Origin of the sequence: Pseudomonas sp. NKUCC02_KPG (assembly GCF_019345465.1) — a bacterium.
In the GTDB taxonomy this organism is placed as follows: Bacteria; Pseudomonadota; Gammaproteobacteria; order Pseudomonadales; family Pseudomonadaceae; genus Aquipseudomonas.
In genome coordinates this window covers 462,167-488,184 of the sequence record NZ_JAHKRC010000001.1, presented here as the reverse complement: position 1 = coordinate 488,184, position 26,018 = coordinate 462,167, and the positions used below count along the sequence as shown (strand labels likewise).

Annotated in this window: 26 protein-coding genes, 1 pseudogene and 1 riboswitch; of the genes and pseudogenes, 17 read left to right on the top strand and 10 right to left on the bottom strand. The window is 58.7% G+C overall.

The window, feature by feature from the left end; translation table 11 throughout:
* Positions 1 to 40: 40 nt before the first annotated feature.
* The 3 genes from KO536_RS02285 to KO536_RS02275 all read right to left on the bottom strand — a co-directional run bounded on the left by KO536_RS02285 (position 41) and on the right by KO536_RS02275 (position 4,696).
* Entirely contained in the window at positions 41 to 1,639 is a 1,599-nt protein-coding gene (locus tag KO536_RS02285; RefSeq protein ID WP_219260933.1) for an ABC transporter substrate-binding protein, read from the bottom strand.
* A 300-nt stretch (positions 1,640 to 1,939) separates the two neighbouring features.
* Complete coding sequence (locus tag KO536_RS02280; protein WP_133078883.1) at positions 1,940 to 3,565, bottom strand: ABC transporter substrate-binding protein; 1,626 nt, start codon at positions 3,563 to 3,565, stop codon at positions 1,940 to 1,942.
* Between the two features lie 414 nt (positions 3,566 to 3,979).
* Positions 3,980 to 4,696 carry an SIMPL domain-containing protein gene (locus tag KO536_RS02275; RefSeq protein WP_219260932.1) on the bottom strand — a complete coding sequence of 239 codons (717 nt, stop codon included), beginning with the start codon at positions 4,694 to 4,696 and terminating at the stop codon, positions 3,980 to 3,982.
* A 328-nt stretch (positions 4,697 to 5,024) separates the two neighbouring features.
* Here KO536_RS02275 and KO536_RS02270 point away from each other — a divergent pair, with 328 nt between their 5' ends.
* The 5 genes from KO536_RS02270 to KO536_RS02250 all read left to right on the top strand — a co-directional run bounded on the left by KO536_RS02270 (position 5,025) and on the right by KO536_RS02250 (position 9,584).
* On the top strand, positions 5,025 to 6,287 hold the full coding sequence (locus tag KO536_RS02270; RefSeq protein WP_133078885.1) for an ATP-binding protein: 1,263 nt from the start codon (positions 5,025 to 5,027) through the stop codon (positions 6,285 to 6,287).
* Positions 6,280 to 6,840: a response regulator transcription factor gene (locus tag KO536_RS02265; protein ID WP_019823883.1), complete on the top strand. Its 561-nt coding sequence runs from the start codon at positions 6,280 to 6,282 to the stop codon at positions 6,838 to 6,840. The genes KO536_RS02270 and KO536_RS02265 overlap by 8 nt, the downstream gene beginning before the upstream one ends.
* A 140-nt stretch (positions 6,841 to 6,980) precedes the next feature.
* Positions 6,981 to 8,696 carry an ABC transporter ATP-binding protein/permease gene (locus tag KO536_RS02260; RefSeq protein ID WP_219260931.1) on the top strand — a complete coding sequence of 572 codons (1,716 nt, stop codon included), beginning with the start codon at positions 6,981 to 6,983 and terminating at the stop codon, positions 8,694 to 8,696.
* A 55-nt stretch (positions 8,697 to 8,751) separates the two neighbouring features.
* Positions 8,752 to 9,246, top strand: coding sequence for a hypothetical protein (locus tag KO536_RS02255; protein WP_133078887.1), 495 nt, complete (start codon positions 8,752 to 8,754; stop codon positions 9,244 to 9,246).
* Between the two features lie 50 nt (positions 9,247 to 9,296).
* Positions 9,297 to 9,584: a PA4642 family protein gene (locus tag KO536_RS02250; protein ID WP_219260929.1), complete on the top strand. Its 288-nt coding sequence runs from the start codon at positions 9,297 to 9,299 to the stop codon at positions 9,582 to 9,584.
* 111 nt (positions 9,585 to 9,695) lie between these two features.
* On the opposite strand, the gene mqo is transcribed toward KO536_RS02250, so the two are convergent.
* Together mqo and KO536_RS02240 are read right to left on the bottom strand one after the other, a co-directional pair.
* Positions 9,696 to 11,204: a malate dehydrogenase (quinone) gene (gene mqo, locus KO536_RS02245; protein ID WP_133078889.1), complete on the bottom strand. Its 1,509-nt coding sequence runs from the start codon at positions 11,202 to 11,204 to the stop codon at positions 9,696 to 9,698.
* A 695-nt stretch (positions 11,205 to 11,899) separates the two neighbouring features.
* On the bottom strand, positions 11,900 to 12,133 hold the full coding sequence (locus KO536_RS02240) for a hypothetical protein (RefSeq protein ID WP_133078890.1): 234 nt from the start codon (positions 12,131 to 12,133) through the stop codon (positions 11,900 to 11,902).
* 156 nt (positions 12,134 to 12,289) lie between these two features.
* Between KO536_RS02240 and KO536_RS02235 the strand changes: the two genes are divergently transcribed.
* The gene (locus KO536_RS02235; RefSeq protein ID WP_133078891.1) at positions 12,290 to 12,874 is read left to right on the top strand and encodes a YajG family lipoprotein; all 585 of its coding nucleotides are present in this window, start codon (positions 12,290 to 12,292) and stop codon (positions 12,872 to 12,874) included.
* 59 nt (positions 12,875 to 12,933) lie between these two features.
* On the opposite strand, the gene KO536_RS02230 is transcribed toward KO536_RS02235, so the two are convergent.
* Positions 12,934 to 13,140: a hypothetical protein gene (locus KO536_RS02230; protein WP_019823869.1), complete on the bottom strand. Its 207-nt coding sequence runs from the start codon at positions 13,138 to 13,140 to the stop codon at positions 12,934 to 12,936.
* Between the two features lie 196 nt (positions 13,141 to 13,336).
* Positions 13,337 to 14,503 (bottom strand): 1-acyl-sn-glycerol-3-phosphate acyltransferase, encoded by a 1,167-nt coding sequence (locus KO536_RS02225; protein WP_133078892.1) that lies wholly within the window; start codon positions 14,501 to 14,503, stop codon positions 13,337 to 13,339.
* A 104-nt stretch (positions 14,504 to 14,607) separates the two neighbouring features.
* On the opposite strand from KO536_RS02225, the gene KO536_RS02220 reads away from it, so the two are divergent.
* From KO536_RS02220 to KO536_RS02205, 4 genes are read left to right on the top strand one after another with little or no spacing between them, the layout of a single operon-like run.
* Complete coding sequence (locus KO536_RS02220; RefSeq protein ID WP_133078893.1) at positions 14,608 to 14,790, top strand: CPXCG motif-containing cysteine-rich protein; 183 nt, start codon at positions 14,608 to 14,610, stop codon at positions 14,788 to 14,790.
* A 12-nt stretch (positions 14,791 to 14,802) separates the two neighbouring features.
* Positions 14,803 to 15,063 carry a putative signal transducing protein gene (locus KO536_RS02215; protein ID WP_219260928.1) on the top strand — a complete coding sequence of 87 codons (261 nt, stop codon included), beginning with the start codon at positions 14,803 to 14,805 and terminating at the stop codon, positions 15,061 to 15,063.
* A gap of 50 nt (positions 15,064 to 15,113) precedes the next feature.
* Positions 15,114 to 15,740 (top strand): SOS response-associated peptidase, encoded by a 627-nt coding sequence (locus KO536_RS02210; protein ID WP_219260927.1) that lies wholly within the window; start codon positions 15,114 to 15,116, stop codon positions 15,738 to 15,740.
* 34 nt (positions 15,741 to 15,774) lie between these two features.
* On the top strand, positions 15,775 to 16,596 hold the full coding sequence (locus KO536_RS02205) for a M48 family metallopeptidase (protein WP_219260925.1): 822 nt from the start codon (positions 15,775 to 15,777) through the stop codon (positions 16,594 to 16,596).
* 111 nt (positions 16,597 to 16,707) lie between these two features.
* Here the strand turns inward: KO536_RS02205 and KO536_RS02200 are convergent, their stop codons facing one another.
* The 3 genes from KO536_RS02200 to KO536_RS02190 form a co-directional block, all read right to left on the bottom strand.
* Positions 16,708 to 17,292 carry a TMEM165/GDT1 family protein gene (locus KO536_RS02200; RefSeq protein ID WP_133078943.1) on the bottom strand — a complete coding sequence of 195 codons (585 nt, stop codon included), beginning with the start codon at positions 17,290 to 17,292 and terminating at the stop codon, positions 16,708 to 16,710.
* 91 nt (positions 17,293 to 17,383) lie between these two features.
* Positions 17,384 to 17,503: riboswitch (yybP-ykoY riboswitch) on the bottom strand.
* 50 nt (positions 17,504 to 17,553) lie between these two features.
* Positions 17,554 to 18,552 carry a class I SAM-dependent methyltransferase gene (locus KO536_RS02195; protein WP_219260924.1) on the bottom strand — a complete coding sequence of 333 codons (999 nt, stop codon included), beginning with the start codon at positions 18,550 to 18,552 and terminating at the stop codon, positions 17,554 to 17,556.
* A 30-nt stretch (positions 18,553 to 18,582) separates the two neighbouring features.
* Positions 18,583 to 19,548 carry a 2-hydroxyacid dehydrogenase gene (locus KO536_RS02190; RefSeq protein ID WP_219260922.1) on the bottom strand — a complete coding sequence of 322 codons (966 nt, stop codon included), beginning with the start codon at positions 19,546 to 19,548 and terminating at the stop codon, positions 18,583 to 18,585.
* Positions 19,549 to 19,628: 80 nt separating this feature from the next.
* On the opposite strand from KO536_RS02190, the gene KO536_RS02185 reads away from it, so the two are divergent.
* The 7 genes and pseudogenes from KO536_RS02185 to KO536_RS02155 all read left to right on the top strand — a co-directional run.
* Positions 19,629 to 20,258 (top strand): LysE family translocator, encoded by a 630-nt coding sequence (locus KO536_RS02185; RefSeq protein ID WP_133078898.1) that lies wholly within the window; start codon positions 19,629 to 19,631, stop codon positions 20,256 to 20,258.
* A gap of 167 nt (positions 20,259 to 20,425) precedes the next feature.
* Positions 20,426 to 22,183, top strand: coding sequence for a DUF1302 domain-containing protein (locus KO536_RS02180; protein ID WP_219260921.1), 1,758 nt, complete (start codon positions 20,426 to 20,428; stop codon positions 22,181 to 22,183).
* Positions 22,184 to 22,426: 243 nt separating this feature from the next.
* Entirely contained in the window at positions 22,427 to 23,206 is a 780-nt protein-coding gene (locus KO536_RS02175; protein WP_219260919.1) for an ABC transporter substrate-binding protein, read from the top strand.
* A 91-nt stretch (positions 23,207 to 23,297) separates the two neighbouring features.
* Positions 23,298 to 23,987 (top strand): ABC transporter permease, encoded by a 690-nt coding sequence (locus tag KO536_RS02170; RefSeq protein WP_219260917.1) that lies wholly within the window; start codon positions 23,298 to 23,300, stop codon positions 23,985 to 23,987.
* A 13-nt stretch (positions 23,988 to 24,000) separates the two neighbouring features.
* Positions 24,001 to 24,699, top strand: coding sequence for an ABC transporter permease (locus tag KO536_RS02165; protein WP_133078902.1), 699 nt, complete (start codon positions 24,001 to 24,003; stop codon positions 24,697 to 24,699).
* Between the two features lie 9 nt (positions 24,700 to 24,708).
* A complete protein-coding gene (locus tag KO536_RS02160) occupies positions 24,709 to 25,821 on the top strand; it encodes a succinylglutamate desuccinylase/aspartoacylase family protein (protein ID WP_133078903.1) in 1,113 nt (370 codons plus the stop codon).
* A gap of 18 nt (positions 25,822 to 25,839) precedes the next feature.
* Positions 25,840 to 25,947: pseudogene (locus tag KO536_RS02155) on the top strand (histidine/lysine/arginine/ornithine ABC transporter ATP-binding protein); the annotation flags it as partial.
* Between the last annotated feature and the right edge of the window lie 71 nt (positions 25,948 to 26,018).

Sequence of the window (26,018 nt, the reverse complement as noted above, 5' to 3'; positions counted from 1 at the left end):
TGAAAAGTGACCTGCTGAAAGCGGGATTTATCGGGGGGAGTTAGTCCTTGAGGCTGACGCCTGAGAACGCGTTACGCCCAAAGGGACTGACCTGGAAACCTTCGACCTTGACACTCAGCGGCTGGTTGACCGTGGAGTGCGCAATGGGGGTGATCGGCACCTGTTGCTTGAGCAACTGCTGGGCTTGTTTGTAGAGCACCGTACGCTGGTCGCGATCGGTGATGACCTTGGCGTTCTTGACCAGCGTGTCGTACTCCTTGTTGCACCACATGGAGTAGTTGTTGCCGCCAATCGCGTCGCAGCTGTACAGCGTGCCGAGCCAGTTGTCGGGGTCACCGTTGTCGCCCGTCCAGCCAATCAGGCTGATGTCATGCTCGCCGTTCTTGGTGCGCTTGATGTACTCGCCCCATTCATAGCTGACGATCTTGACCTTGAGCCCGATTTTGGCCCAGTCCGACTGGAGCATTTCGGCCATGAGCTTGGCGTTCGGGTTGTAAGGGCGCTGTACGGGCATGGCCCACAGGGTGATTTCAGTGCCGTCCTTGACCCCGGCTGCCTTGAGCAGTTCTTTGGCTTTTTCAGGATTGTAGGGGGCGTCGGTGATGGTCTCGTCGTAGGACCACTGCGTTGGCGGCATGGCGTTGACCGCTTTCTGGCCAGCGCCCTGGTACACGGCCTTGAGGATCTCGTCCTTGTTGACGGCCATGTCCAGTGCCTGACGCACCTCTAGCTGATCGAACGGTTTGTGCTGGACGTTGTAGGCAATGTAGCCAAGGTTGAAACCGGGCTTTTCGATGACCTGCAATTTCGGGTCGGCCTTGAGGCCGGCAACGTCGGCAGGACGCGGGTTCAGTGAGACCTGGCACTCGTTTTTACGCAGCTTTTGCATGCGCGCCGAGGCGTCGACGCTGATCGAGAAGATCAGGTTGTCGAGCTTGACCTGGCTTGGGTTCCAGTAGTCCTTGTTGGCGGCGTAACGGATGTTGGAGTCTTTTTGATAGCGCTGGAACACGTACGGACCGGTGCCGACGGGTTTCTGGTTGATATCGCTGGGCTTGCCGGTCTTGAGCAACTGGTCGGCGTACTCGGCCGACAGGATGGCGGCGAAGCTCATGGCCAGGTTTTGAATAAAGGCGGCGTCGACCGAGTTGAGTTTCATGACCACGGTCTGCGGGTCGGTTTTTTCGACGCTGGCGATGTTCTTGTCCAGGCTCATCCCGGTGAAATACGGGAATTCGGTCGGGTAGGCCTTACGGAACGGGTGGTCGGGGTTGAGCATGCGGTTGAAGGTGAAGAGCACGTCATCGGCGTTGAAGTTGCGGGTCGGGGTGAACCATTTGGTGGTGTGGAACTTCACATCGTCGCGTAGGTGGAACGTCCAGGTCAGGCCGTCTTCAGACACATCCCAGCTTTTTGCCAGTGCCGGGCCTGCGGCGGTGCCTCCTTTTTCGAATTCGGCGAGGCGGTTGTAAATGGGTTCGGCCGCGTCGTTATCGGTAGCGGTGGTGTACTGCGCGGTATCAAAACCGGCCGGGCTGCCTTCGGAACAAAACACCAGGCTGTTGGCGGCGCTTGCGATCGGGCTGCCGGCAAGTACGCCAGCACTGAGTAATACAGATAAAACCAGAGGGTTGCCCATGGCGTTCCCTATCCTTTTTCTTGTTTTTGAGTCCTGAGCGCGGCCCTGGATAAAGGCGTGCGGTTCAGGGCGTCGATTTCATCAGCTACAGTGCTTCACCCGGCGCAATAGACTGGCGGTGTGTCGACGTTATGACGTCGATACCCCCGCAGTAAATGCGTCAGGCCTGACAAACTTGTAGGAATTGTCTTGGCGTCCTATAGCCTCTGATGTAGTCAGAAGTGGCTTTAGGCTGTAGGTGATTTCCACCGTCCTGGTAGATAAGTGAATGCGGCCTTGTAGCCGCATTCACCGGTCCTTTTATTTGCCGACGCTGACCCCGTAGAAGGAGTTCAGGCCAAACGGGCTGATCTTGAAGTCCTCTACGTTCTTGCGCATGGGTTGATACACCGTCGAGTGTGCGATGGGTGTCATCGGAACCTGGCTTTTGAGTCGCTGCTGCGCCTGTTGATACAGTTTTGTGCGCTCAGCAACATCGGTGGTGGCCTTGGCCGCTTTCACCAGCTTGTCGAACTCGGGGTCACACCACTTGGAGAAGTTGTTGCCTTCCAGTGAGTCGCAGCCAAACAGGGTGCCGAGCCAGTTGTCCGGGTCACCGTTGTCGCCGCTCCAGCCAATCAGCATCGCGCCGTTCTCACCGCCTTTGGAACGCTTGATGTACTCGCCCCATTCGTAGCTCATGATCTTGGCCTTGAGGCCGATCTTGCTCCAGTCCGACTGGAGCATTTCGGCCATCAGCTTGGCATTGGGGTTGTACGGGCGTTGAACCGGCATGGCCCACAGGGTGATTTCGGTGCCTTCCTTGATCCCTGCTTCCTTGAGCAGTTCCTTGGCTTTTACCGGGTCGAACGGTGCGTCCTTGATGCTGGTGTCATAGGACCATTGGGTCGGCGGCATGGCGCCAACGGCCAGCTGGCCTGCGCCCTGATACACAGAGTCGATGATTTGCTGCTTGTTGACCGACATGTCCATTGCCTGACGGACCTTGAGCTGGGCCATCGGGTTGGGTTCGTTGCTGCCCTTGATCTTGTCCATCACGTTGTAGGCGATGTAACCCAGGTTGAAGCCTGCCTGGTGGGGCATCTTCAGGTTCGGGTCTTCGCCAAGGGCCTTGAGGTCAGCCGGGCGCGGGAAGAGGGTGACCTGGCACTCGTTCTTCTTGAGCTTCTGGATGCGCACCGACGGGTCGGTGGTGATGGCGAAGATCAGGTTGTCGATCTTGACGTCTTCAGGCTTCCAGTAGTCCTTGTTGCCGGTATAGCGGATGTTCGAGTCTTTCTGGTAGCTCTTGAAGGCAAACGGTCCGGTGCCGATCGGCTTTTGGTTGATATCGGCAGGCTTGCCTTCCTTGAGCAGTTTGTCGGCGTATTCAGCGGACTGGATGGAGGCGAAGCTCATGGCCAGGTTCTGGATAAACGCGGCATCGACCGTATTCAGGGTGAAGCGGACGGTCTTGTCATCGATCTTTTCCACCTTGGCGATGTTTTTATCCATGCCCATGTCGGTGAAATAAGGGAATTCGGTGGGGTAGGCCTTACGGAACGGCTGGTTGATGTCGAGCATGCGGTTGAAGGTGAAGAGCACGTCGTCGGCATTGAAGTCGCGGGTTGGCTTGAAGTACGGCGTGGTGTGGAACTTGACGCCATCACGCAGATGGAAGGTCCACGTCAGGTTGTCGGGCGAGACATCCCAGCTGGTTGCCAGGCCCGGCTCTACCTTGGTGCCGCCACGTTCAAACTGGCTCAGGCGGTTGAACATGGTTTCGGCCGACGCATCGAAGTCAGTACCGGTGGTGTACTGGCCCGGGTCAAAACCCGCCGGGCTGCCTTCAGAGCAGAACACCAGGTTGGTCGCTGCGTGGGCGAAAGGTACGCTTGCCAGCAGGCTGGCGCCTACTAAAAACGGAATGACCGCGTGTTTGAACATGGTGGCCTCATGATTTTTGTCATTTTTGGTTTGAGGACGACCTTGTGAGTCGACCCGGCGATACTTATGCACAGCCCGTACCCATTGCAATATGTGTAAGCGGCTGAAGTCTTAAAACGTGGAACGATCGTACAAGAATGTCGCTTATCTGTAAGTTATGACGCATTTGATCGTTTGCGTCTGGATTTTTGACTCATTTTCTTACGTGTTTTAGAAAGTTAAGGGACCTGCACGCACTGTTTTGGTACGGCGTTGTTACTTATCTAGACTCTTGCGTTGGAAAGATGTAAGTCGGTGCTGACAGCATCTGTAGGCTTTTGCTTTTTAATACTAGGACGGTCTGTAGGTATTTTCCTGAGGGCAAAAAAAACCCCTGAAGCCTCAAGGCTTCAGGGGTTTGTAGGACGTATAGGCTTACTGCATCTGGACTTCAATCACGCCATCGGCGCTCATGCTGACTTCGCTGGTGCCGGCTTCGACTTCCGGCGTCGGTGCAGAGTCCATCGCCGGCGCGGCGGCTTTCATCATCATTTCGCTGCGCATGTAAGGCTGCGGGTAGCCATTGGTGTTGAGGTTCAGGTTGACGATTTTGTAGCCCTTGCCGCCCAGTGCGTCGGTGGCCAGTTGAGCGCGGGCCTTGAATGCGTTGACGGCATCCTTGAGCAGCGCGTCTTCGCTGGTTTTGCGGGTGGCACTGGCGACGGTGAATTGCATGCTGCCCATTTTCAGGGTTTGCATCAGATCCCCGGTGAGTTTGGACAGGGCGGCGAAATCGGTGCTTTCCAGTCGCAATTCGGCGCGCTCGCGCCAGCCGGTGATCTTCTGGGTTTTGTTGTCGTAAATCGGGTAGCTGTTGCGGTTGCCCTGACGCAGGGTGACTTCCTTGACGGACTTGGCCTGGCCGATGGCCTTGTTCATCGAGGTGGTGATTTCTGCGGCCAGCTTGGCGGCATCGGTATTTTGCGCCTCGGTGTAGAGGGTCACGATCATCAAGTCGCGGGCTACTTCCTGGCTGGCCTCGGCACGCAGGGAAATCTGGTTGTAATGAATGTCATCGGCCAGGGCGGGCAGGCTGGCCAGTGCACCGATGCTCAGGGTCAAAAGGGCCGCGGTGCGTTGAAAGTTGGACATGGAAGCTCCTTGAATGAGGACAGTAATGGCTATATGACTCTAATCAGTGGCCATCAGTTCGCCCGATTACATTTTCGATACATTTGGCGGCTACTTCTTTGTCCACTGTGGGAGCGGGCTTGCTCGCGAAGCAGGCACCAGTGTCTGTCAGCCAGACCGCGTCGAAGCCATCGCGAGCAAGCCCGCTCCCACACAGTTTGCCCAGATGCAGGCCATTAGCCGCTTTTTCACAAAAAACACTGTGGCTCTTTGCCGCACTTTTGCCTGTGGGGCTGCCCGCTTGGTTATACTCTCGGCGATCCGCCTGGAGCGCTCATCAGGAGAGCTCATGCTCGCCCCCGTTCAGTTATTGTCCGCCACTCGCCAGAACCTGTGGCGTCTTACGTTTATCCGCATGTTGGTGCTGGCCGCGCAAGCGGGTTCAGTGGGCTTTGCCTATCTGTTCAATTTGCTGCCGCTGCCCTGGTTTCAGTTGAGCATCACTCTTGGATTTTCCATGCTGTTGTGTGCTTTTACCGCGATCCGGTTGCGCACAACCTGGCCGGTGACAGAGCTTGAGTACGCGCTGCAACTGGCCTGCGACCTGTTTATCCACAGCGCCTTGCTGTACTTCTCCGGTGGCTCGGCCAACCCTTTTGTTTCGTACTATCTGGTACCGCTGACCATCGCTGCGGTCACGCTGCCCTGGCGCTATTCGCTGGTATTGACCGGCATTGCGCTGGCGCTCTACACGCTGTTGTTGATGCAGTTCTACCCCATAGACACCGTGCCGTTTTTCCGCGAAAAACTGCAGATTTACGGGATGTGGCTGAGTTTTGCGCTGTCTGCGGCAGTGATTACCTTCTTCGCGGCCAAGATGGGCGAAGAGCTGCGCCGTCAGGAAGAACTGCGCGCCTTGCGTCGTGAGGAAGGCCTGCGTGACCAGCAGTTGCTGGCGGTGGCAACCCAGGCTGCCGGGGCGGCTCATGAGCTGGGTACGCCGTTGTCGACCATGAGTGTGCTGCTCAAAGAGATGCGCCGCGATCACCAGGACCCTGAGTTGCAGGATGATCTGAGCGTGCTTCAGGATCAGGTCAAGCTGTGCAAGGAAACCCTGCAGCAATTGGTGCGTGCCGCCGAGGCCAATCGTCGCCTGGCGATTGAGGTCCAGGATGTCACCCAGTGGCTGGATGAGGCCCTGAACCGCTGGCACTTGATGCGCCCTGAAGCCACTTACCGCTTCCAGTGTCTGGGCCATGCGCCGGTTCCGCGCCTGGCGCCGGCTCCGGATTTGACTCAGGCGCTGCTCAATCTGCTCAACAATGCAGCCGATGCCTGCCCTGAAGGGCTGGAAGTGACTGTCGATTGGGATGCAGTGGACCTGACGATCAGTATTCGTGACCACGGTCCGGGTGTACCGTTGGCCATCGCCGAGCAAATCGGCAAACCCTTTTTTACCACCAAGGGCAAAGGCTTCGGTCTGGGCCTATTCTTGAGTAAAGCCAGCGTGACCCGCGCTGGCGGCTCGGTAAAACTCTACAGTCATGAGGATGGCGGAACGCTCACTGAGCTGCGCCTGCCACGTGTCGCCCGAGGAAATGAAAATGAGTGAAGAAATTCAGGTCGAAGGCGAAGAACTGCCGCATTTGTTGTTGGTAGATGACGACGCCACCTTTACCCGTGTCATGGCTCGCGCCATGAGCCGTCGCGGTTTTCGCGTCAGCACGGCGGGTTCTGCCGAAGAAGGGCTGATCCTGGCTCAGCAGGATCTGCCCGATTATGCGGCTCTGGATCTGAAAATGGACGGCGATTCGGGCCTGGTCCTGCTGCCCAAGCTGCTGGAACTCGACCCGGAGATGCGGGTCGTGATCCTCACCGGTTATTCCAGCATCGCCACCGCCGTCGAGGCGATCAAGCGCGGCGCCTGCAACTACCTGTGCAAACCTGCCGATGCCGATGACGTGCTCGCCGCCTTGCTGTCCCAGCATGCCGACCTCGAAACGCTGGTGCCGGACAACCCGATGTCGGTTGACCGCCTGCAGTGGGAACACATCCAGCGCGTGCTGGGTGAGCATGAAGGCAATATCTCGGCCACAGCCCGTGCCTTGGGCATGCATCGCCGTACCTTGCAGCGTAAATTGCAGAAGCGTCCGGTGCGACGCTGAACGGGAGCTGTAACGTTTGCAGTGCGCCTTGCACGTAAACGCCAGCAGCTTCTAACCTGTATCAAGACGCGTCCTTGCGTCGTGGGCCGGTCGTCCTGACCGGCTTACAGGTTGCTCTTTACTCCCAACGAGCCTGAACCATGAATCAGAACGCTGAGCCTTCTGTAGTGAATGATGCTGTGCGTGGGGATTTCATACCTCGGGTCTGGGGGCTCATAACGCCCTACTGGCGCAGTGAAGAACGCCTCAGGGCGTGGTTGCTGTTGATCGCAGTGATTGCCTTGTCGCTGGTGAGCGTGGGCATCTCCGTGTGGATCAACCATTGGTACAAGGACTTCTACAACGCCCTGGAAAACAAGGACGCCACGGCATTCTGGAGCCTGATCGGCTACTTCGGGATCATTGCAGCGGCAGGCATTGTCGGCGCGGTGTACCGGCTTTACCTGACCCAGATGCTGACCATTCGCTGGCGACGCTGGCTGACCGAGCAGCATTTCGCGCGCTGGCTGGCCCATAAAAACTATTACCAGCTGGAGCAGGGCGGTTACACCGACAACCCTGACCAGCGCATCAGTGAAGACCTGAATTCGTTCACCGACAATACCCTGACCCTGGGCCTGGGCTTGATTCGAAACCTGGTCAGCCTGGTGTCGTTCTCGATCATCCTGTGGGGCGTGTCGGGCAGCATCGAAGTCTTTGGCATCTCCATTCCCGGCTACATGTTCTGGTGTGCGCTGTTGTACGCCGCGGTCGGCAGTTGGCTGGCCCACGTGATTGGCCGACGCCTGATTGGCTTGAGCAACCAGCAGCAACGCTTCGAAGCAGACCTGCGCTTTTCGATGGTGCGGGTGCGCGAAAATGCCGAGAGCATTGCGCTGTACAACGGCGAGCCCAATGAGCACGAGCGGTTGAGCGCGCGCTTCAATAAGGTCTGGAAGAATTTCTGGACGCAAATGAAGGTGCAAAAACGCCTGACGTTCTTCACGGCGGGCTACTCGCAAATCGCCATCATCTTTCCGTTTGTCGTCGCGGCCCCGCGTTACTTTGCGGGCAAGATCGAGTTGGGTGGGCTGATGCAAATCAACTCGGCATTCAGCAATGTGCAAGAGAACTTCAGCTGGTTTATTGATGCCTACGTCACCCTGGCGTCGTGGCGCGCCACCTGTGATCGTCTGCTGAGCTTTCGTCAGGCCATGACCGAAAACGAACAGCGTCTGCCAGCGATCGATGTGCAACACGTGGGCGAGGACTTGAAGATCAATGACCTGAGCCTGGAGCTGGCCGATGGTCGCCCTCTGCTGCACAACGCCAATTTGCAGGTGCAGCCGGGCGAGCGACTGATGCTCAGCGGTCGTTCCGGCAGCGGCAAAAGTACGTTGCTGCGCGCCATGGGCCAGCTTTGGCCGCAAGGGGGCGGGGCCATTCGCTTGCCCCGTGAACGGTCGCTTTTTTTGCCGCAAAAACCGTACTTGCCCATAGGCACTTTGCGTGACGCATTGAGTTATCCACAGACCGGCGATGCCTACGCCCCCGAACGTTATGAACAGGTCCTGCGTACCTGCCGTCTGGAGCAACTGATTCCCAGGCTTGATGAGGTCGATCACTGGCAACGTGTGTTGTCGGGTGGTGAGCAACAACGGCTGGCCTTTGCCCGTGTGCTGCTGTTTCGACCACAGTGGCTTTATATGGATGAATCGACCTCGGCAATGGACGAGGAAGATGAGGCCATGTTGTACCAGGCTCTGATTGACCAGTTGCCGGGCTTGAGCATTTTCAGCGTGGGCCATCGCAGCAGTCTTGCGCGGTTTCATCCGCGTCATGTACGTATTGTCGAGGGGCAGTTGATGGCGCAGTAAGTGAGGCGGGCGGGCATCATGCTAGAGTGCGGCTTCCCGCTTTCTGGAACCTGACATGAGCCTTCTATTTCGCAGCGCAGCGTTGAGCCTGCTGCTGGCCAGCCTGCCTCTGGCGGCGGCACCGGTTGCAACACCGCTGTTGCACGGGCAGTTTCTGCCTGCCGATGACTTGCAGTTACGCAGCGAAGTACCCGAACAACAGCAATTGATGCTGGTCACCTCCTATTCGGTGGTGGTGGGGAGCCAGCGTCAATCCAATCAGCAGCCGATCCCGGTGACCTCGCCATTATTGGTGCGCCTCAAAGGCAAGCCCATGAGCCAGGGCGCGACGGTGCGTCAGGTGCTGATTTCGTTTGATGGTGAAAGCAAAAGCCTGAAAAAGCCCGCGTTTGACAGTAAAACGCGAACCCTGAGCCTTTCTTATCCGCTGTCCCAATACCGCGTCGTGATTGATTTGCTGCGCAACGACACGCTCTATGTACAGTTTTTGACCTATGCCAACGGCCATATTTGGGCCGACTTGCACACCGGTAGCGTGCGCGCACGTTGAGCCTTGGGTAAACTGCGGGCCCGTGAAGTATCAGCAGGCTGGAGCCGGACATGCGTAAAGACAAGAAGCAGTTGATTGGTGATGAGATCGGCGACGAGCAGATCAAGTTGTTCCTGGATTTTGAGCCTGTGGATGCTACTTCGCCTTCGCTGCACAAACTGATCAAAGCCTATCGTGGCCTGCGTATCGATGACTTTGGGCGTTTCCTGACGTTCTTCAAGGAAGCCAGTTTTGACCTGGATGGCAAAGACGAGCACGGCCAGACGTTCGTGGACATCATCAGGGATCAGCGCAACGCTGACGAATACATTGAACTGATCAACCAGGCCCGCGGCTGATCAACTCTGTGGGAGCAAGCAAGCCCGCTCCCACACAGAACAACAAAAAAGCCCCTCGGCCTGAAACAGGACGAGGGGCTTTTTTTGACGTATCACTACGCCGGTGTTGCGTTACGCGATGCTGGTGTTGGCGCTCTGTGGCTCAACCAGTTCCAGCAACTCGGAGTTGCGGGTGCTGATTTCGCGGTACAGCTCGGCGTCGGTTTCAAGGACGTTTTCCCGTGCCGGGAAGATTTCCTTGAGCTTGGTCGCCCACTCGCCAGTGGCTTTTTGCGCGAAGCAACGCTCGATCAGGTCCAGCATGATAGAAACGGTTACCGAAGCGCCCGGTGAGGCACCCAGCAGAGCGGCCAGCGAGCCGTCCTTGGCCGCAACCAGTTCGGTACCGAACTGCAACACGCCGCCTTTTTTCGGGTCTTTCTTGATGATCTGAACCCGTTGCCCGGCAATCTCAAGACGCCAGTCTTCGGCTTTGGCCTGTGGATAGAAACGACGCAGGGAGTCCAGGCGTTGCTCCATCGATTGGCGCACTTCGCTGACCAGGTACTTGGTCAGGTCCATGTTGTCGCGAGCAACGGCCAGCATTGGCCCGATATTGCCCAGACGGATCGACATCGGCAGGTCAAGGAACGAACCGTGCTTGAGGAACTTGGTGGTGAAACCGGCATAAGGTCCGAACAGCAGCGACTTCTTGCCATCCACCACACGGGTGTCCAGATGGGGTACCGACATCGGCGGCGAACCCACTGCGGCCTGGCTGTAAACCTTGGCCTGGTGCAGTTTGACCACTTCCGGGTTGTCGCAACGCAGCCACTGGCCACTGACCGGGAAGCCACCATAGCCTTTGCTTTCTTCAATGCCCGAAGCTTGCAGCAGCGGCAAGGCCGCGCCACCAGCGCCCAGGAACACGAATTTGGCATCAACGTGGCGGGTGTTGCCGCTGTTGGTGTCCTTGATGCTCACCGTCCAGCCGCTGCCATTGCGCTTGAGGCCAGTGACCTTCTTGCTGTACTTGATCTGGGTGTCTGCCGCGCTGGCCAAATGCTTGAGCAGTTGCTTGGTCAGGGCGCCGAAGTTCACGTCAGTGCCGTGCAGTACACGGGTGGCCGAGATGTGCTGGTCCGCAGGGCGGCCCGGCATCATCAGGGGCATCCACTCGGTCATTTTGGCTTTGTCTTCGGTGTATTCCATGTCTGCAAACGCATGGTGCTTGCTCAGCACTTCAAAGCGTTTTTTCAGGAAGGACACGCCTTTTTCGCCTTCAACGTAGCTCAGGTGAGGCACCGGGCTGATGAAGGATTTGCACGAACCGAAAGTCCCTTTCTGTGCCAGATAGGCCCAAAACTGCTTCGACACTTCGAACTGGGCATTGATATGCACAGCTTTTTTGATGTCGATCGAACCATCAGCCGCTTGCGGCGTGTAGTTCAGCTCACAAAGGCCAGCGTGACCGGTACCTGCGTTGTTCCACGGGTTGGAACTTTCCGCTGCACCTGAGTCCATCTGCTCAACAACTTCCAGCTTGAGGCCGGGGTCGAGCTCTTTGAGCAGTACGGCGAGGGTGGCACTCATGATGCCCGCTCCAACCAGTACTACGTCGACTGCTTCGTTATGCGCCATTAACGCGTCTCCAAAATCTACGGCACCAAATTGACGGCATAGCTGCCAGGTGTTCCGGGGGCGTGGTTCTGATTGGCCCCGGGTCACTCATGGCCAGGATCGCCATGTCCGATTCTTCGCAATTTCTTGCAACTTGAGCGCACGCTCCGACCGGGCCTTCGAGGTTCATATGAACGCATTTCAGTACTCGGGAGGCAATTCGACTTAAGGTCTAGAGCGTCCGTTTGTGCAACCAAATCCGTAAGCGGACAGGCTTCAGTCTTGTGCTGTGGAGCCGACTTCGGTCCTGCTTGGTGGGGCAATATCAGACGCTAATGGTGCATGTTCAGACGCAAAACTTTTCATTTGCTCGCCACACTCTTGTGAAGTTGTGAAACCCGTTTTTTTTCACGCTCTCTTGAAGACGTGAACCTCAAAAAAGGGCTGCCGCAAGCCTGGCACCGAACCCGGTGACCGAGCGTTATGGCAGCTCTGGCAGACCATGTAAAAAGTGGGGATTACGCAAAGAAATTCAAGCGCGCCAGCTTCACATGATCTGTGTGGGCGGCTCTCTGTGGGCGGTGCGGGGGAGCTAATACAAGCGCATTAGCGATGCTGCGAGGCCCGATCAGGAGACGTCCTTATAATCGGGGGGAGATTGTAGCGAAGAAACGCGGGCAATTGATCCTGTTAAATGACTTTTATTGGTGCGTTGGTCAAAGTCCCAGCAGGGGTTGCACTGCCGAACGTGGTGCGGGCGAGGCAATACGGGCGGTCGCGGGTAGTACCTGGTGCAACCAGTTGAGACGGATTTCTTCGATTTCGACCCAGCAGTCGCCGACCGGCGGTTGTTTGCATTGCTTGAAAGCCTGGCAGCGCCCCGTCGTGTCGAGGCGGGCGAAGCAGCGGTGAGGGCGATTGAGGCCGAGCAACGATAAGAACATGTTCATGGCAGCTCCTGTTGAGTCAGTCATTCAGACAATGCCCTGTTGACGTGACATCACGATGTAATGGCGATGACAGGGTGGTGACAGCAAGCGGCTAGTTAGCAGGCGCACAGCACCCTATACTGACGGCCTGTGTTACCCAGTCCTGGAGAGATGAGCATGTTGCAACGCCTGTTGTTCGGTTTGATTACTGTGACCAGTTTGACTCTGGTCGGCTGCGCCCACAGCCCGCAACAACTCAGCCCGCAACCCAAACTGACCACCCAGCTTGCGCCAGTGGGTCGTGGCCAGCCGGTAGTGGTACGTGTAGTGGACGGTCGTCCTTCGCCAACCCTGGGCACCCGTGGTGGCATGTACCCTGAGACCAGCGCGATCAGCGTCAGCAGTGCCGACGTGATTCCCAAGCTGCAAGCCCAGGCTGAAGCCGCCGTGCGTTTGCTGGGCTACACGCCGACATCCAACGCAATGAATGCCCCGACATTGACCGTGACCCTGGCCGAACTGAAGTATCAGTCGCCCAAGGACACCATGTACGTGACCGAAGCGACCATTGGCGCGACCTTCCGCTCTGACGTGAAGAACGGTGGCCGTTCTTACAGCGGTCGTTATGGCGCTTCCCTTGATCAGCGCTTCGGCATGGCGCCGAATCAGGAAACCAACACCAAGCTGGTGAGCGATGTGCTAAGTGACGCACTGACCCGTGTGTTCAAGGACCCGACCATCGGTCGTTTGCTCGGCGAGTAAGCGCTGTAAACCAAAAAGCCCGAACTCGGTGAGTTCGGGCTTTTTTGTGTTTGAAGACTTCAGGCGGCTTCGGCATACAGCTCAAGGCGGCTGACGCCGGTGAGCAGGTCCAGCTCAGGCAAATCGGCATGGGTATGGCCGCTCAGGGCGCAATAGACCAGCCAGTGGCGATCCTGAACATTAAAGGCCAAGCCCTCGATCAGTGCCTGCTGTTCGTCGCTGGGGGCGATCAGATAAAGGCGGTCCTGGTTTTCTGCGTGCAGCATGACAAGCTCCGTGTCGGTGTCGAGGGGCCACAGAGTGGCCTCTCTTCATGACGATACGGTGACAGCAGAATTTAACGGCCCTTTGTAGTCGCTGACGAGGGACGAGGCTGCGATGGGTTGTGCAGCAGCCCTGGCAATCTGAAGGCCCTGCGGGCCTTATCGCAGCCTCGTGCCTCGTCAGCGACTACAGAGTTTTTTATAACGCCAGCCCCGCCTTGATCCGATACTGATTGCGCACCGGCATCGCATATTGCAGCACCAGGTACGGGCGATGCTCGGCCGGGCAGGCCTCCAGGCGGCGCTGCCACTCCTGCTGGGCCTTGGCCAGCTCTTCGGCACCGAAGACCTCGGCAGCCGTCGGCACTTGCAACTCGGGCTCGGCATCAGCCCACTGCGCATACGCCAGGTAGTGCGCCGGGAACAGGCGGTAACCGCTGAGGATATGGCGATCCATTTCAGCAGCCAGCAATTTGCTGTCCTCGAACAGCTCGGTAATGGGGGCGGCAAAGTTCACGTGTACGCGTCCTTTGTAGCCCGTAATGCCGTTGGCGATACTGGTGTCGTCTTCGCCCGGGGCCTTGCTGTAAGTGCCCGTGGTGGCGCGGATATACAGCTCGCGAGCCTTGGCCTGATCACAGGGGTCGTATTCGTAGCTGATCGATACCGGGGTCAGGTTCAGTGACTGAATGACCTCGGCAAACGGCTCGTTTTTACGGCTCATGTGGAACATCTTCAGGATCGCCGAGTCGGTACGGTCATCACCGTCCTTGGCCCGGCCTTCAGCCTGGGCGATCCAGATCGACTGGCAGTCGTTGCGGATCGAGTGGTTGATGTAGGCCGACAACAGCTGATAAGCCGCCAGCTTTTCACGGCGTCCGGTGATCGAGCGGTGAACGATGAAGCTCTTGTTCAGGCGCATCAAATCGCTGACAAAAGGTTTTTGCAGCAGGTTGTCACCAATGGCGATCCGCGGCGTTGGCAGGCCCGCGTGATAAACCGCGTAGTTGACGAACGCCGGGTCCATCACGATATCGCGGTGGTTGGCCAAAAACAGATAGGCGCTGCCAGCCTTCAACTGCTCGACGCCGGTATAGGTCACGCCGTCAGTGGCATGTTCGATGGTGCGGTCGACGTAAACCTCGACCTTGTCCTGCAAAGTGGCGACCGAAGTCACGCTGGCGAACTCTTTGCGCAGGCGATGAGCTATAAGTGGTTTTAACAGCCAGCCGAAAGCGCCTGCCAGGCGCGGGAAGCGAAAGTGGGTCAGGATATCTAGAAACGCCTTGTCGCTGAGCAGCCGGGCCAGCACTGCTGGGACTTCGGCGTCGTCGTAAGGTCGGATGGTATCGAATTCGCCCATCATGCTCTCTTGTTGGAAACGGCTAGGGTTGGTACGCAGGGCAGGGCACAAAAATAGCCCTGCTAATAGACAGGCGATTATACGCACAAGTCACTCAGGAGACCGCGATGCTTGAAACTGAGCACTATGAATGCCCCTATTGTGGCGAGCAGGCAGAAGCTGTGCTCGACCTTTCCGGTGGCGATCAGAGCTACATTGAAGATTGCCCGGTGTGCTGTCGGCCGATCCTTTTCCATCTTCAGACCGATGGCCATGAGTGGATGCTCGATGTGCACACCGAGAATGAGTAGCGAGTGACAATCATGCAGCGCATCTACGAGCCCGAAAACCTGATGGAAGCCGAGCTGTTGCTGGGCATGCTTGCCAGTGAAGGGGTGGAGGCGCGGCTTGAGGGACGCGACCTGATCGGTGCCACCGGCGAGCTGCCCGTGTTCGGCCTGCTCGGTTTGGCGGTTGCCAATGATCGCGCGCAATACGCGCGGGAGTTGATCGATGCGTACAATGCCGCGTCACCGGTGGCGGGCGATGAGCCCGAGGGTTTCCCCGATGTGCTGGACTGCTGAAACTGGCGACGTTATTTCACTGATCTATAGATGAAGAGTTGTGCTGCCCCATGTGTGGACGTTTTGCCCTGTTTCGCTGGAACCCTGCGTTTGCAGCCTTGCCCGGTTTTCCGGCGGATCAGCAGGCCCAGTGGAATATTTCGCCCAATGATTCGGTATTGATCCTGCGTGCAGGTGCAGAGCCTGGCCAGCGCGAACTGGCACGGGCCCGATGGGGCCTGACCCCTGCCTGGCTGACCGACCTGTCGCGCACTCCTGCCCATGCCCGGGCTGAAACCGTGGCCGAACAGCCGATGTTTCGCGACGCCTTGCGCCAGCGGCGCTGCCTGATCCCGGCCAACGGTTTTTACGAATGGCGCGGCACCACCCGCAAACGTCCTTACTGGCTGACTCCGGGAGAGGGTGCTTCGCTGTTTTTTGCCGGTATCTGGGAGGCTTACCCGGTAGAGGGGCATGTGTGGCTGAGTACGGCGGTGATTACCCAGGCCGCGGCCAGCCAGCGCCGTCCATTGATTCTGGATGAGGCGGGCCAGCAGGCCTGGCTTGACCCTCAAACCCCTCTTCATGTGCTGCAGGCGCTGCTGGCCAGCCCGCAGACGCCGCTGCGCGAACGACCATTGGCCAATCTGGTCAATGATCCAAAGCTCAATGCGCCCGAGTGCCTGACGCCGGGTTGAGATACGATGCGCACCCTCTTTATGGAGATCTTCGATGGGTAAGTTAGCGGTAGTGTGCGCGATGGGGGCCGGGTTATTGCTCGGCGGTTGCCAGGCGGTGAATACCACCAATGGCGGTGCGGTCGGTGTCGAACGCAAGCAGTACATGTTCAGCATGCTGTCGAGCCAGCAGGTTGACCAGATGTACGCGCAGTCTTATCAGCAGACAGTCAGCGAGGCGAGCACCAAGGGCGCCCTGGACAAGACCAGCGCCAACGCCAGGCGTTTGCAGGCAATCGCCAACCGACTGATTGCCCAGGCCCCGGCCTTTCGCCCGGATTCCGCGCAATGGAACTGGGAAGTCAATCTGATCAAGAGTGACGAGCTCAATGCCAACTGTGGCCCTGGCGGCAAGATCATCTTTTACAGCGGGATCATCGATCAGCTCAAACTCAGTGATGATGAAATCGCCGCGATCATGGGCCATGAAATTGCCCACGCCTTGCGTGAGCACGGGCGTGAATCCATGTCCAAGGCTTATGGCATCGAGATAGCCAAGCAAGGTGCTGGCGCATTGCTGGGGTTGGGGCAGGACAGCCTGGGGCTGGCCGACACGGTGGTGAACTACAGCCTGACCTTGCCCAATAGTCGCAGCAATGAAAACGAAGCAGACCTGATCGGCCTGGAGCTGGCAGCACGTGCGGGTTACAACCCGAATGCGGCGATCACCCTGTGGCAGAAAATGGCTCAGCAATCACAGGATGCACCGCCTGAATTCATGAGCACTCACCCGGCCTCCAGCAGCCGGATTGCAGCGCTGCAAGGGGCGATTCCGAAGGTGATGCCGCTTTATCAGCAAGCCCCGAAAACCCAGTAACTTCGGGCGTTGCGCACTCCTGTAGTCGCTGCCGCAGGCTGCGATAAGGGCCGAAGGACCTTCAGGGTCGCTTCGCACCCCGTCGCCGCCTGCGGCAGCGACTACAAGTCATTAAACCCAGCCGCTGATCTGCATCGCCTTGTACACAGCCACGATGGCCAGTACGACAAACGCGGTGGCTGCCAGGCGGCGGATCAGGGTCAGCGGCAGTTTGTCAGCGGCAAAGTTACCCGCCAGAACCACCGGCACGTTGGCAATCAGCATGCCCAGGGTGGTGCCGATAATGACCAGCCACAAGTCCGGGTATTGGGCCGCGAGCATCACGGTCGCCACTTGGGTCTTGTCGCCGATTTCGGCAATGAAGAATGTAATCAGGGTGGTAACGAAAGGCCCGTACTTGCGCGCGGTGCTGGCTTCGTCGTCGTCCATCTTGTCGGGCACCAGGGTCCACAACGCAGTAGCGGTAAAGCTTGCCGCGAGGATCCAGTGCAGCATGGCGTCACTGAAGAAGGTGCTGAACCAGGCGCCTACGGCACCGGCCGCGGCATGGTTGGCCAGGGTCGCGACCACGATGCCGGCGATAATCGGCCAGGGTTTGCGAAAGCGAGCGGCAAGAATGAGGGCGAGCAGCTGCGTCTTGTCGCCGATTTCGGCCAAGGCAACAATTGCGGTAGGAACGAGTAAGGAATCGAGCATCATCAGGTGGCTTCCAGGGGCGGGTCGACACGGCTATGACACGTACAGCCTTCCCGCCCCGGGTAAGGTGTTCGTGTCATAGGTCTTGTCAAACCCCGGTCCGTCTGTGCGGACACCTGGGTCGCATACGCCATGGTCTGTTGACCAAGTATGTTGACGTATGCCGGACGAGCATGGCGCTCGTGGGAGACTACTCCCCTAGGACGGAGCGGATTCTGCCTAGGCAAATCCGATCCGGCAAGCCCTTATTTCACAATGTGTTTAACGGCGCTTGGCGCTGTAAATCCGGAAACCCTGACCTTCAGCCTTGACCGCACAGGCACCGAAATGCTCTTCGATCAGCGGTTGATAGCGCAGGAAGCTGTTGGCCACAATCCGAAGTTCGCCACCTGTTTTCAGATGTTTGACCGCTTTTTGCAGCAGGTTTTCGGTGGCGTGGTAATCGGTGTGCACCCCGACATGGAACGGCGGGTTGCTCAGGATCGAGTTCAAGCCCATGGGCGCTGCGTCGATACCGTTACCTGTAATCACGTCGCCTTCCAGGCCGTTGGCCGCAAGGGTCAGGCGGCTGCTGGCAGTGGCGAAAGCATCCACGTCGAGCAAGGTGACGGTGTTGTGCGGGTAACGCCGCTTGACTGCAGCGCCGAGCACGCCCGCGCCGCAGCCGAAGTCCAGCACGTGGCCGCTGGGCAGTTTGTCCAGATGCTCAAGCAGCAAGGCGCTGCCGCGATCCAGGCGCCCGTGGCTGAACACGCCAGGCAGGCTGACGACTTTCAGCGGGCCTTCGGCGAGGGGCAGTTCGTAATGTTGCGCCAGCTCTTGCAGCACGGGCACTGGCGGAGCGTTGTCCACCGTCACTTGCCACAGCTGGCAGTGCCGTGCGCTGTCGAGTTTGCGCGGCTTGCCGAACGGGATCAGTTGTTTGGAGGCGCCTTCAATGCCGCCCTTTTTTTCGCCAACCAGAAACACATCGGCATTGGGCAAGCGAGCGGCCACGGCCTTGAGCACGTAGTCGCTCAGTTCCTTGGACTTGGGCAGAAAGACCACGGCGGTGTCGAATGCCCGTTCAGGGATTTCGACACCAAACTGCACACGGCCTTCAAAACGGGCGTCGAGCACGGCCTGGTCACCGGCATGCCAGCACCAGCCGTGGGCATCGGGCAATTCGCCGAGTAGTTCGTCAGCCGGCAAGCCGACCAACAGCACCGAACCTTGAAAGTATTCAGGCTGACGAAGCAGTACTTCACTGCGCGGATCCATAATCTGCTCCTCAAAAAGGGGCGCAGTCTATCAACTGACGACCCGCAGCGCTGTACCGTTGAAGAACGCTTCGGCGTTTTGTGCCAGTTGGCCGACGATGCGCTGGCGCGCCTCGCGGCTGCCCCACGCGCTGTGCGGGGTAATGATCAGGCGCGGGATGTCGGCTGACAGCAACACGTTGCCGTCGCGGGGAGGTTCGACGCTCAGCACGTCGGTCGCCGCACCACCCAGATGGCCGCTGCGCAGGGCGTCGGCCAGTGCCTGTTCGTCGATGATGCCGCCGCGTGCGGTGTTGACCACAAAGGCACCGGGCTTGAGCAGTGCCAGCTCGCGGGCACCGATAAAGTTGCGCGTGTGTTCAGTGAGCGGGCAGTGGAAGGTCAGGGCGTCGACCTGGGGCAGCAGTTCGTCCAGCGTAAGGCGGTCGGCATGGGCCGGGCGGCCCGGGATCTGGCCGATCAATACGCGCATGCCGAAGGCTTCGGCCAGCCTGGCCACCGCACTGCCCAGCTCGCCATGGCCGAACAGGCCCAGGGTCTTGCCTTCCAGCTCCACAATCGGGAAGTCCAGCAGGCAGAACTGTTTGGCTTGCTGCCACTGGCCGTCGGCCACGGCCTTGTTGTAGTCGACCAGGCGTGTCGCCAGTGCCAGCAGCAGGCCCAGGGTGTGCTGTGCCACCGAGGGCGTGCCGTATCCCTGGCAGTTGGCGACGGTAATCCCCTGGGCGCGGGCGGCTTCAAGGTCGACGTTGTTGGTGCCGGTGGCGGCTACCAGAATCAGCTTCAGCTCCGGGCACGCGGCGAGGGTGTGGGCGTTGAGCTGGACTTTGTTGCTGATGGCTACACTGGCGCCTTGCAGACGCTCGATCACATTCCCGGGGGTGGTGTCCGACCACACCTGCAGATCGCCGAAGCTTCGACGCAGCGGGTCAAGGTCGAGGTCGCCCAGATCCAGTGAGGTGTAATCAAGGAATACGGCGCGCTGAGTGTTAGTCATCAACTGTACCTTTTGTGCTGTGAAATGAAGGCGTAATGTGGCGAGCCTAACAGAAGAAACAATTTGTAATGGAGCCGTGCATGTACTGGACAGAATTTTTGACCGTTGCCCTGATTCACCTGTTGGCTGTGGCCAGCCCCGGGCCGGATTTTGCCGTGGTGGTTCGCGAGAGCGTGACCCACGGTCGCCGCGCCGGCATCTTTACCGCCTTTGGTGTTGGCACGGCGATTTTCGTCCATGTCGGTTATTCGCTGTTGGGCATCGGGATCATTGTGTCGCAATCCATTGTGCTGTTTAACGCCCTGAAGTGGCTGGCCGCGGCTTACCTGCTGTACATCGGCTTCAAGGCGCTGCGGGCCAAGCCGGCCGATCCGGCAGCACTGGCCGCCGCCTTGCCGGTGGGCGAGCGTACGGCTCGCGGGGCGTTCACTTCGGGTTTTGTCACCAATGGCCTGAACCCCAAGGCGACACTGTTTTTCCTGTCGTTGTTCACCGTGGTGATCAACCCGCATACGCCGCTGTCGATCCAGGCGGGCTACGGCGTGTACCTCGCGGTTGCCACCGGGCTGTGGTTTTGCATGGTCGCCATGCTGTTCAGCCATCAGCGCGTACGCACCGGCTTTGCCCGCATGGGCCACTGGTTTGATCGCACCATGGGCGCAGTGCTGGTGGCGCTGGGCGTGAAGCTGGCGTTTACCGAGATGCACTGATCGCTATGCGTAGTCGCTGCCGAAGGCTGCGAGCTTTTGATCTGATAGCGATTAATTAAAAGCTCGCAGCCTTCGGCAGCGACTACGGGGGCGGGAGTGTTCTTGTCAAAATCTGGATTTGCTTCATCCTTGCGGGCTAATTGCAGTGTGCCCACGGAGAAGTATCGATGTCCTCAGTCAACCGGTCCTGGCGCCGCGCCAAGCTGGCGCTGGCAGTCAGCCTCGCGTCGACGTCCGCCTGGGGCGTAAGCTTCAATATCGGCCCGGTCGAGGGCCAGATCGATTCCGAGTTGTCCATCGGTGCCAGTTGGTCCACCGCCAAGGCCGACCGTAACTTGATTGGCGCCAACAATGGCGGCAAGGGGCAATCCGAAATCTCGGATGATGGCCGCCTCAACTTCAAGCGCGGCGAAACCTTCTCAAAGATTTTTACCGGCATGCACGCGCTGGAGCTGAAGTACGGTGACAGTGGCCTGTTCGTGCGTGGCAAGTATTGGTACGACTTCGAACTGCAAGACGACAGTCGCCCCTTCAAAGCCATCAGTGACCGCGGACGAAAAGCCAGTGCCCAATCTGCCGGTACACAACTGCTGGATGCCTTCGTGTATCACAACTACGCGATTGCCGATCAGCCTGGCGCGGTACGTCTGGGCAAGCAGGTGGTCAGTTGGGGCGAAAGCGAATTTATCGGTGGCGGGATCAATGGGATCAACCCCACTGACGCGTCTGCCTATCGGCGTCCCGGTACTGAATACAAAGACGGTCTGGTGCCGGTCAACCTGTTCTATATCTCGCAAAACCTGACCGACAATCTGTCGGCCGACGCTTTTTATCAACTGGATTGGGAGCAATCGGAAGCGGATAACTGCGGGACGTTTTTCTCCCGGTCCGACGTGATGGCTGACGGTTGCAGCGGCAACTATCGCGTGATGAGCAAGCGCTCAGCGCTCGATGTGGCGGACCTCGCGGCCCTCACCGGCGCGGGTGTCGACGTGAACGGCGAGGGCGTTCTGGTGCGTCGCGGAGCCGATCGCAATGCGCGCAACAGCGGCCAGTTTGGCGTGGCCATGCACTATGTGTTTGAGCCGCTGGACACCGAGTTTGGTGCCTACTTCATGAATTACCACAGCCGCGACCCGATCCTCAGCGCGGGCGCTGCGCCGCAGTCGGCCTACAACGCGGCATCAGGTGCAGGGGCGCTGGCGCCGATGATCGTCGCCGGTAACTCCAGCTACTACGTCGAGTACCCCGAAGATATCCGTCTGTATGGTTTGAGCTTCGCCACGACGTTATCCACAGGCACGCGCTGGAAAGGCGAGTTGAGCTATCGCCCCAATGCGCCGGTGCAACTCAACAGCAATGACCTGCTGTATGCCAATGTCACGCTGCTGCCCGGGCTTGCAGACGCATCGCCATTGACCGTGACTCCCGGCGCGGATGTGCAGGGCTATCGGCGCAAGGAAATTACCCGGTTCCAGACCTCGCTCAGCCATGTTTTCGACAACGCCATGGGGGCCAATCGCCTGACCGTGACCGGTGAAGTGGGTGTGACGTATGTGGGCGGACTGGATAGCCCCTCAGACCTGCGTTATGGCCGGGACCCGGTGTTCGGTTCAGACGGCAACGACGGCTTCACCACTGCCACTTCCTGGGGCTACCGTGGCCGGGCGGTGTGGGAATACAACAGCGTCCTGCCCGGTGTGAACCTCAAGCCCAATCTGGGCTGGTCCCATGACATCAGCGGCTATTCCCCTGGCCCCAATGCCAACTTCGAAGAGGGTCGCAAAGCCATCACCTTCGGTCTGGACGGCGAATACCAAAGCACCTACACCAGCAGCCTGTCGTACACCAATTTCTTTGGCGGGCGCTACAACACCCTCAGTGACCGGGATTTTGTAGCGTTGACGCTGGGCGTGAAGTTCTGACACCCCCTCTCTCTTTTGTGTGAGCGGGCTTGCTCGTGATTCAGACGACGCGGTCTGCCTGCATGACTGCGTGATGCCATCGCGAGCAAGCCCGCTCCCACAAGGAGAGATGTTGTCTGTAGGTGATATATTTATTTTCACGATATTGATTTCTGAAATAATACATGTCACTTATAGGCGCACACCCTCATGGGTTTTAACCACCGAGCCAGCCCGGATGGCGCCCCTTCAGGAGTCAATAATTTGAAAAAGACAGAACTTCTAGGTGTATTGGCACTTTGCGCTGCGAGCCTTATGGCTCACGCCGATGAAGCGCCGCTGCGCATCGGCATCGAGGCGGCCTATCCGCCATTCTCCTTCAGAACCCCTGAGGGTGAAGTCAGTGGTTTTGACTACGACATCGGCAATGCGCTGTGTGAAGAAATGAAGGCCAAATGCACCTGGGTCGTCCAGGAGTTCGACGGCATGATCCCTTCACTTAAGGTGCGCAAGGTTGATGCGGTGCTGTCTTCGATGTCGATTACCGAAGACCGCCTCAAGTCGGTGGACTTCAGCAAAAAGTACTACCACACCCCCGGCAAGTTCGCGATGAAGGCGGGCAATGTGCTCACCGACCCCAAGGTTGACCTCGAGGGCAAGCGTCTCGGCGTGCAGCGTTCTTCGACGTATGACCGCTTTGCAACCGAACAGCTGGAGCCGGCGGGCGTCGTGGTCGTGCGCTACTCCACCCAGAATGAAGCCTTCCTCGACCTGGCCTCGGGCCGTCTGGACGCCACCCTGGCGGACATCGTCTACACCGACGAGAGTTTTATCAAAACCCCGGCTGGCAAGGATTACGCCCTGGTTGGCCCGGACATCAACGACCCGAAATACTTCGGACGTGGCGCCGGTATTGCGGTGCGCAAAGGCGACACCGCCAACGCTGCACGCCTGAGCGCAGCCATTGATGCGATTCGTGCCAACGGTAAATACGACCAGGTCATGGCCAAGTACTTTACGTACGACATCTACGGCCAACGCTAAGTAACCCCGCAACCCTCAAGTCGCCTCCTTTCAGGGGGGCGGCAGGGGTTGGTCTCGCGCTTTTTTTGGCGTTCGCCTGAGGAATTTCATCATGCTCCACGGCTACGGATCGAGCATTCTCGATGGTGCCTGGCTGACCGTGAACCTTGCCCTGACATCCATGGCCCTGGCGATTGCCCTGGGTCTGGTGGGTGCGGCCTTTCGCCTGTCTCCGGTCAAATGGCTGGCGCGGCTGGGGGAGGGCTATACGACGGTGATTCGGGGTATCCCTGATCTGGTGCTGATCCTGCTGATCTTTTATGGCGGCCAGGACCTGATCAACCGCATCGCGCTGGCGCTGGGCTACACCGGCTACATCGATATCAATCCCTTTATCGCGGGTGTCTGCACGATGGGCTTCATTTTCGGCGCCTATCTGTCGGAAACCTTTCGGGGTGCCTTCATGGCCATCCCCGCAGGTCAGGCCGAGGCGGGACAGGCGTATGGCATGAGCCGTTCACAGGTGTTCTGGCGAATTCTGGTGCCGCAGATGATCCGCTTCGCCCTGCCGGGGTTCACCAACAACTGGCTGGTGCTGACCAAGTCCACGGCGTTGATTTCGGTTATCGGCTTGCAGGACATGATGTTCAAAGCCAAGAACGCAGCGGATGCGACCCACGAACCGTTTACGTTTTTCCTCGCCGTAGCGGTGTTGTATCTGATGCTGACCAGCGTGTCCTTGCTGGTGCTGCGTTATCTGGAAAGACACTTTTCGGTCGGCATAAAAGCCCCCGAACTGTGATTGGGAGTCCCTCATGATGCTCGACTACAACCTGATCTGGGAAAGCCTGCCGCTGTACTTCAGTGGCGCCCTGGTGACTCTCAAAGTTCTGCTGATTTCACTGTTCTTCGGGCTGATGCTGGCCATTCCGCTGGCCTTGATGCGGGTTTCGCGCTCGCCCCTGATCAACTTTCCGGCCTGGGTTTACACCTACGTTATCCGTGGCACGCCGATGCTGGTGCAGTTGTTTTTGATCTATTTCGGTCTGGCGCAGTTTGAGGCGGTACGCCAAAGCGTGCTGTGGCCCTACCTTTCCAGTGCCACCTTTTGCGCGTGCCTGGCCTTTGCAATCAATACCAGTGCCTACAGCGCTGAACTGTTGGCGGGCAGCTTGAAATCAACCCCCCACGGCGAGATCGAGGCCGGTAAAGCAATGGGCATGTCACGGGCGACCCTGTTTCGCAGGATTCTCCTGCCGTCGGCCCTGCGCCGTGTGTTGCCGCAGTACAGCAACGAAGTGCTGATGATGCTGCAGACCACCAGCCTGGCGTCGATTGTCACCCTGGTCGACATCACCGGCGCCGCGCGTACGGTCAGTGCGCGCTACTACCTGCCGTTTGAGGCCTTTGTGACCGCGGCCATTTTTTATCTGGTCCTGACGTTCATTCTGGTTCGTCTGTTCAAGCTCGCCGAGCGCCGCTGGTTGGCGTATCTGGCACCGCGCAAGCACTAAGGAATATTCATGGAACACATCAAGTACCTTTTGCCGTGGACTGCTTCGGGCACCGAACGCCATTTGTCCCTGTTTCGTTTTGGCCAGGGGCAGCGCAAGGCTTATATCCAGGCCTCTTTGCATGCCGACGAGTTGCCGGGGATGCGGGTTGCCGTTGAGCTCAAGCGCCGCCTGCTCGAGCTTGAAGAGCAGGGCCGTCTGAATGGGGTGGTCGAATTGGTGCCCATGGCCAATCCCATCGGTATTGGCCAGATGTTCCAGGCCACCCATCAGGGGCGTTTCGAGTTTTCCAGCGGCAAGAATTTCAATCGTGACTTTCCGGCCCTGGCCGACGCCGTGGCAGACAGGCTGGAGGGGCAGTTAGGTGCGGATGCTGGCACCAATATCGCGCGGGTACGCAGCGCCATGCTCGCTGTCCTGGATGAGTTGCCGGCTCCGGCTTCTGAGCTGGATGCCTTGCGTTGCCTGCTGATGCGCCATGCCTGTGACGCTGATGTGGTGCTGGACCTGCACTGTGACTTCGAGTCGATCATGCTGCTGTACGCCATGCCGCAAAACTGGCCGCGCCTGCAGTCACTGGCTGCCCGGCTGCAGGCCGGTGCCGCATTGCTGGCGGAGGATGCAGGCGGCAGCGCGTTTGATGAGGCGTGTGCGATCCCTTGGCTGCAGCTCGCCGGGCGCTTTCCCGAAGCGGATATTCCGTTGGCGTGTGTGGCTGCAACCATTGAGTTGCGCGGCATGGCGGATACCGAGGCCGAGCCGTGTGCACAGAGCGCCGAGGCAATTTTGGGGTATCTCGCCGATCAGGGTTTGATCAATGGTGATTGGTCGACGGCTCCAACCGACTGTTGCGAGGCGACGCCGTTTGCAGGCGCGCAGTACGCCTATGCACCCCATCCAGGGGTGGTGAGTTTTATTCAGCCACTGGGGGCTCGGGTCACGGTGGGCGATCCACTGTTTGAAGTGATCGACCCGATCACTGACCGTCACAGCGTGGTGCGTGCCGACACTGACGGCATCCTCTATGCCCGCGAGCGCCTGCGCTTTGCCCAGCCCGGGTTGTGGCTGGCCAAAGTCGCTGGCAGCACCCTTATTCGCCAAGGTCGCCTGCTGAGCGACTGATCCTGGAGAGTGGACATCATGTACAAACTTGAAGTGCGCGATTTGCACAAAAGCTACGGTTCCCATGAAGTGCTCAAGGGTGTGTCTCTGGAGGCAAAGGCGGGGGATGTGATCAGCATCATCGGCCCCGGCTTGCGGGCTGCGCACCCGGGGTGGGCTTGGGATACACTCGGTCGGCCCACGTAAGCCCGCTCGCA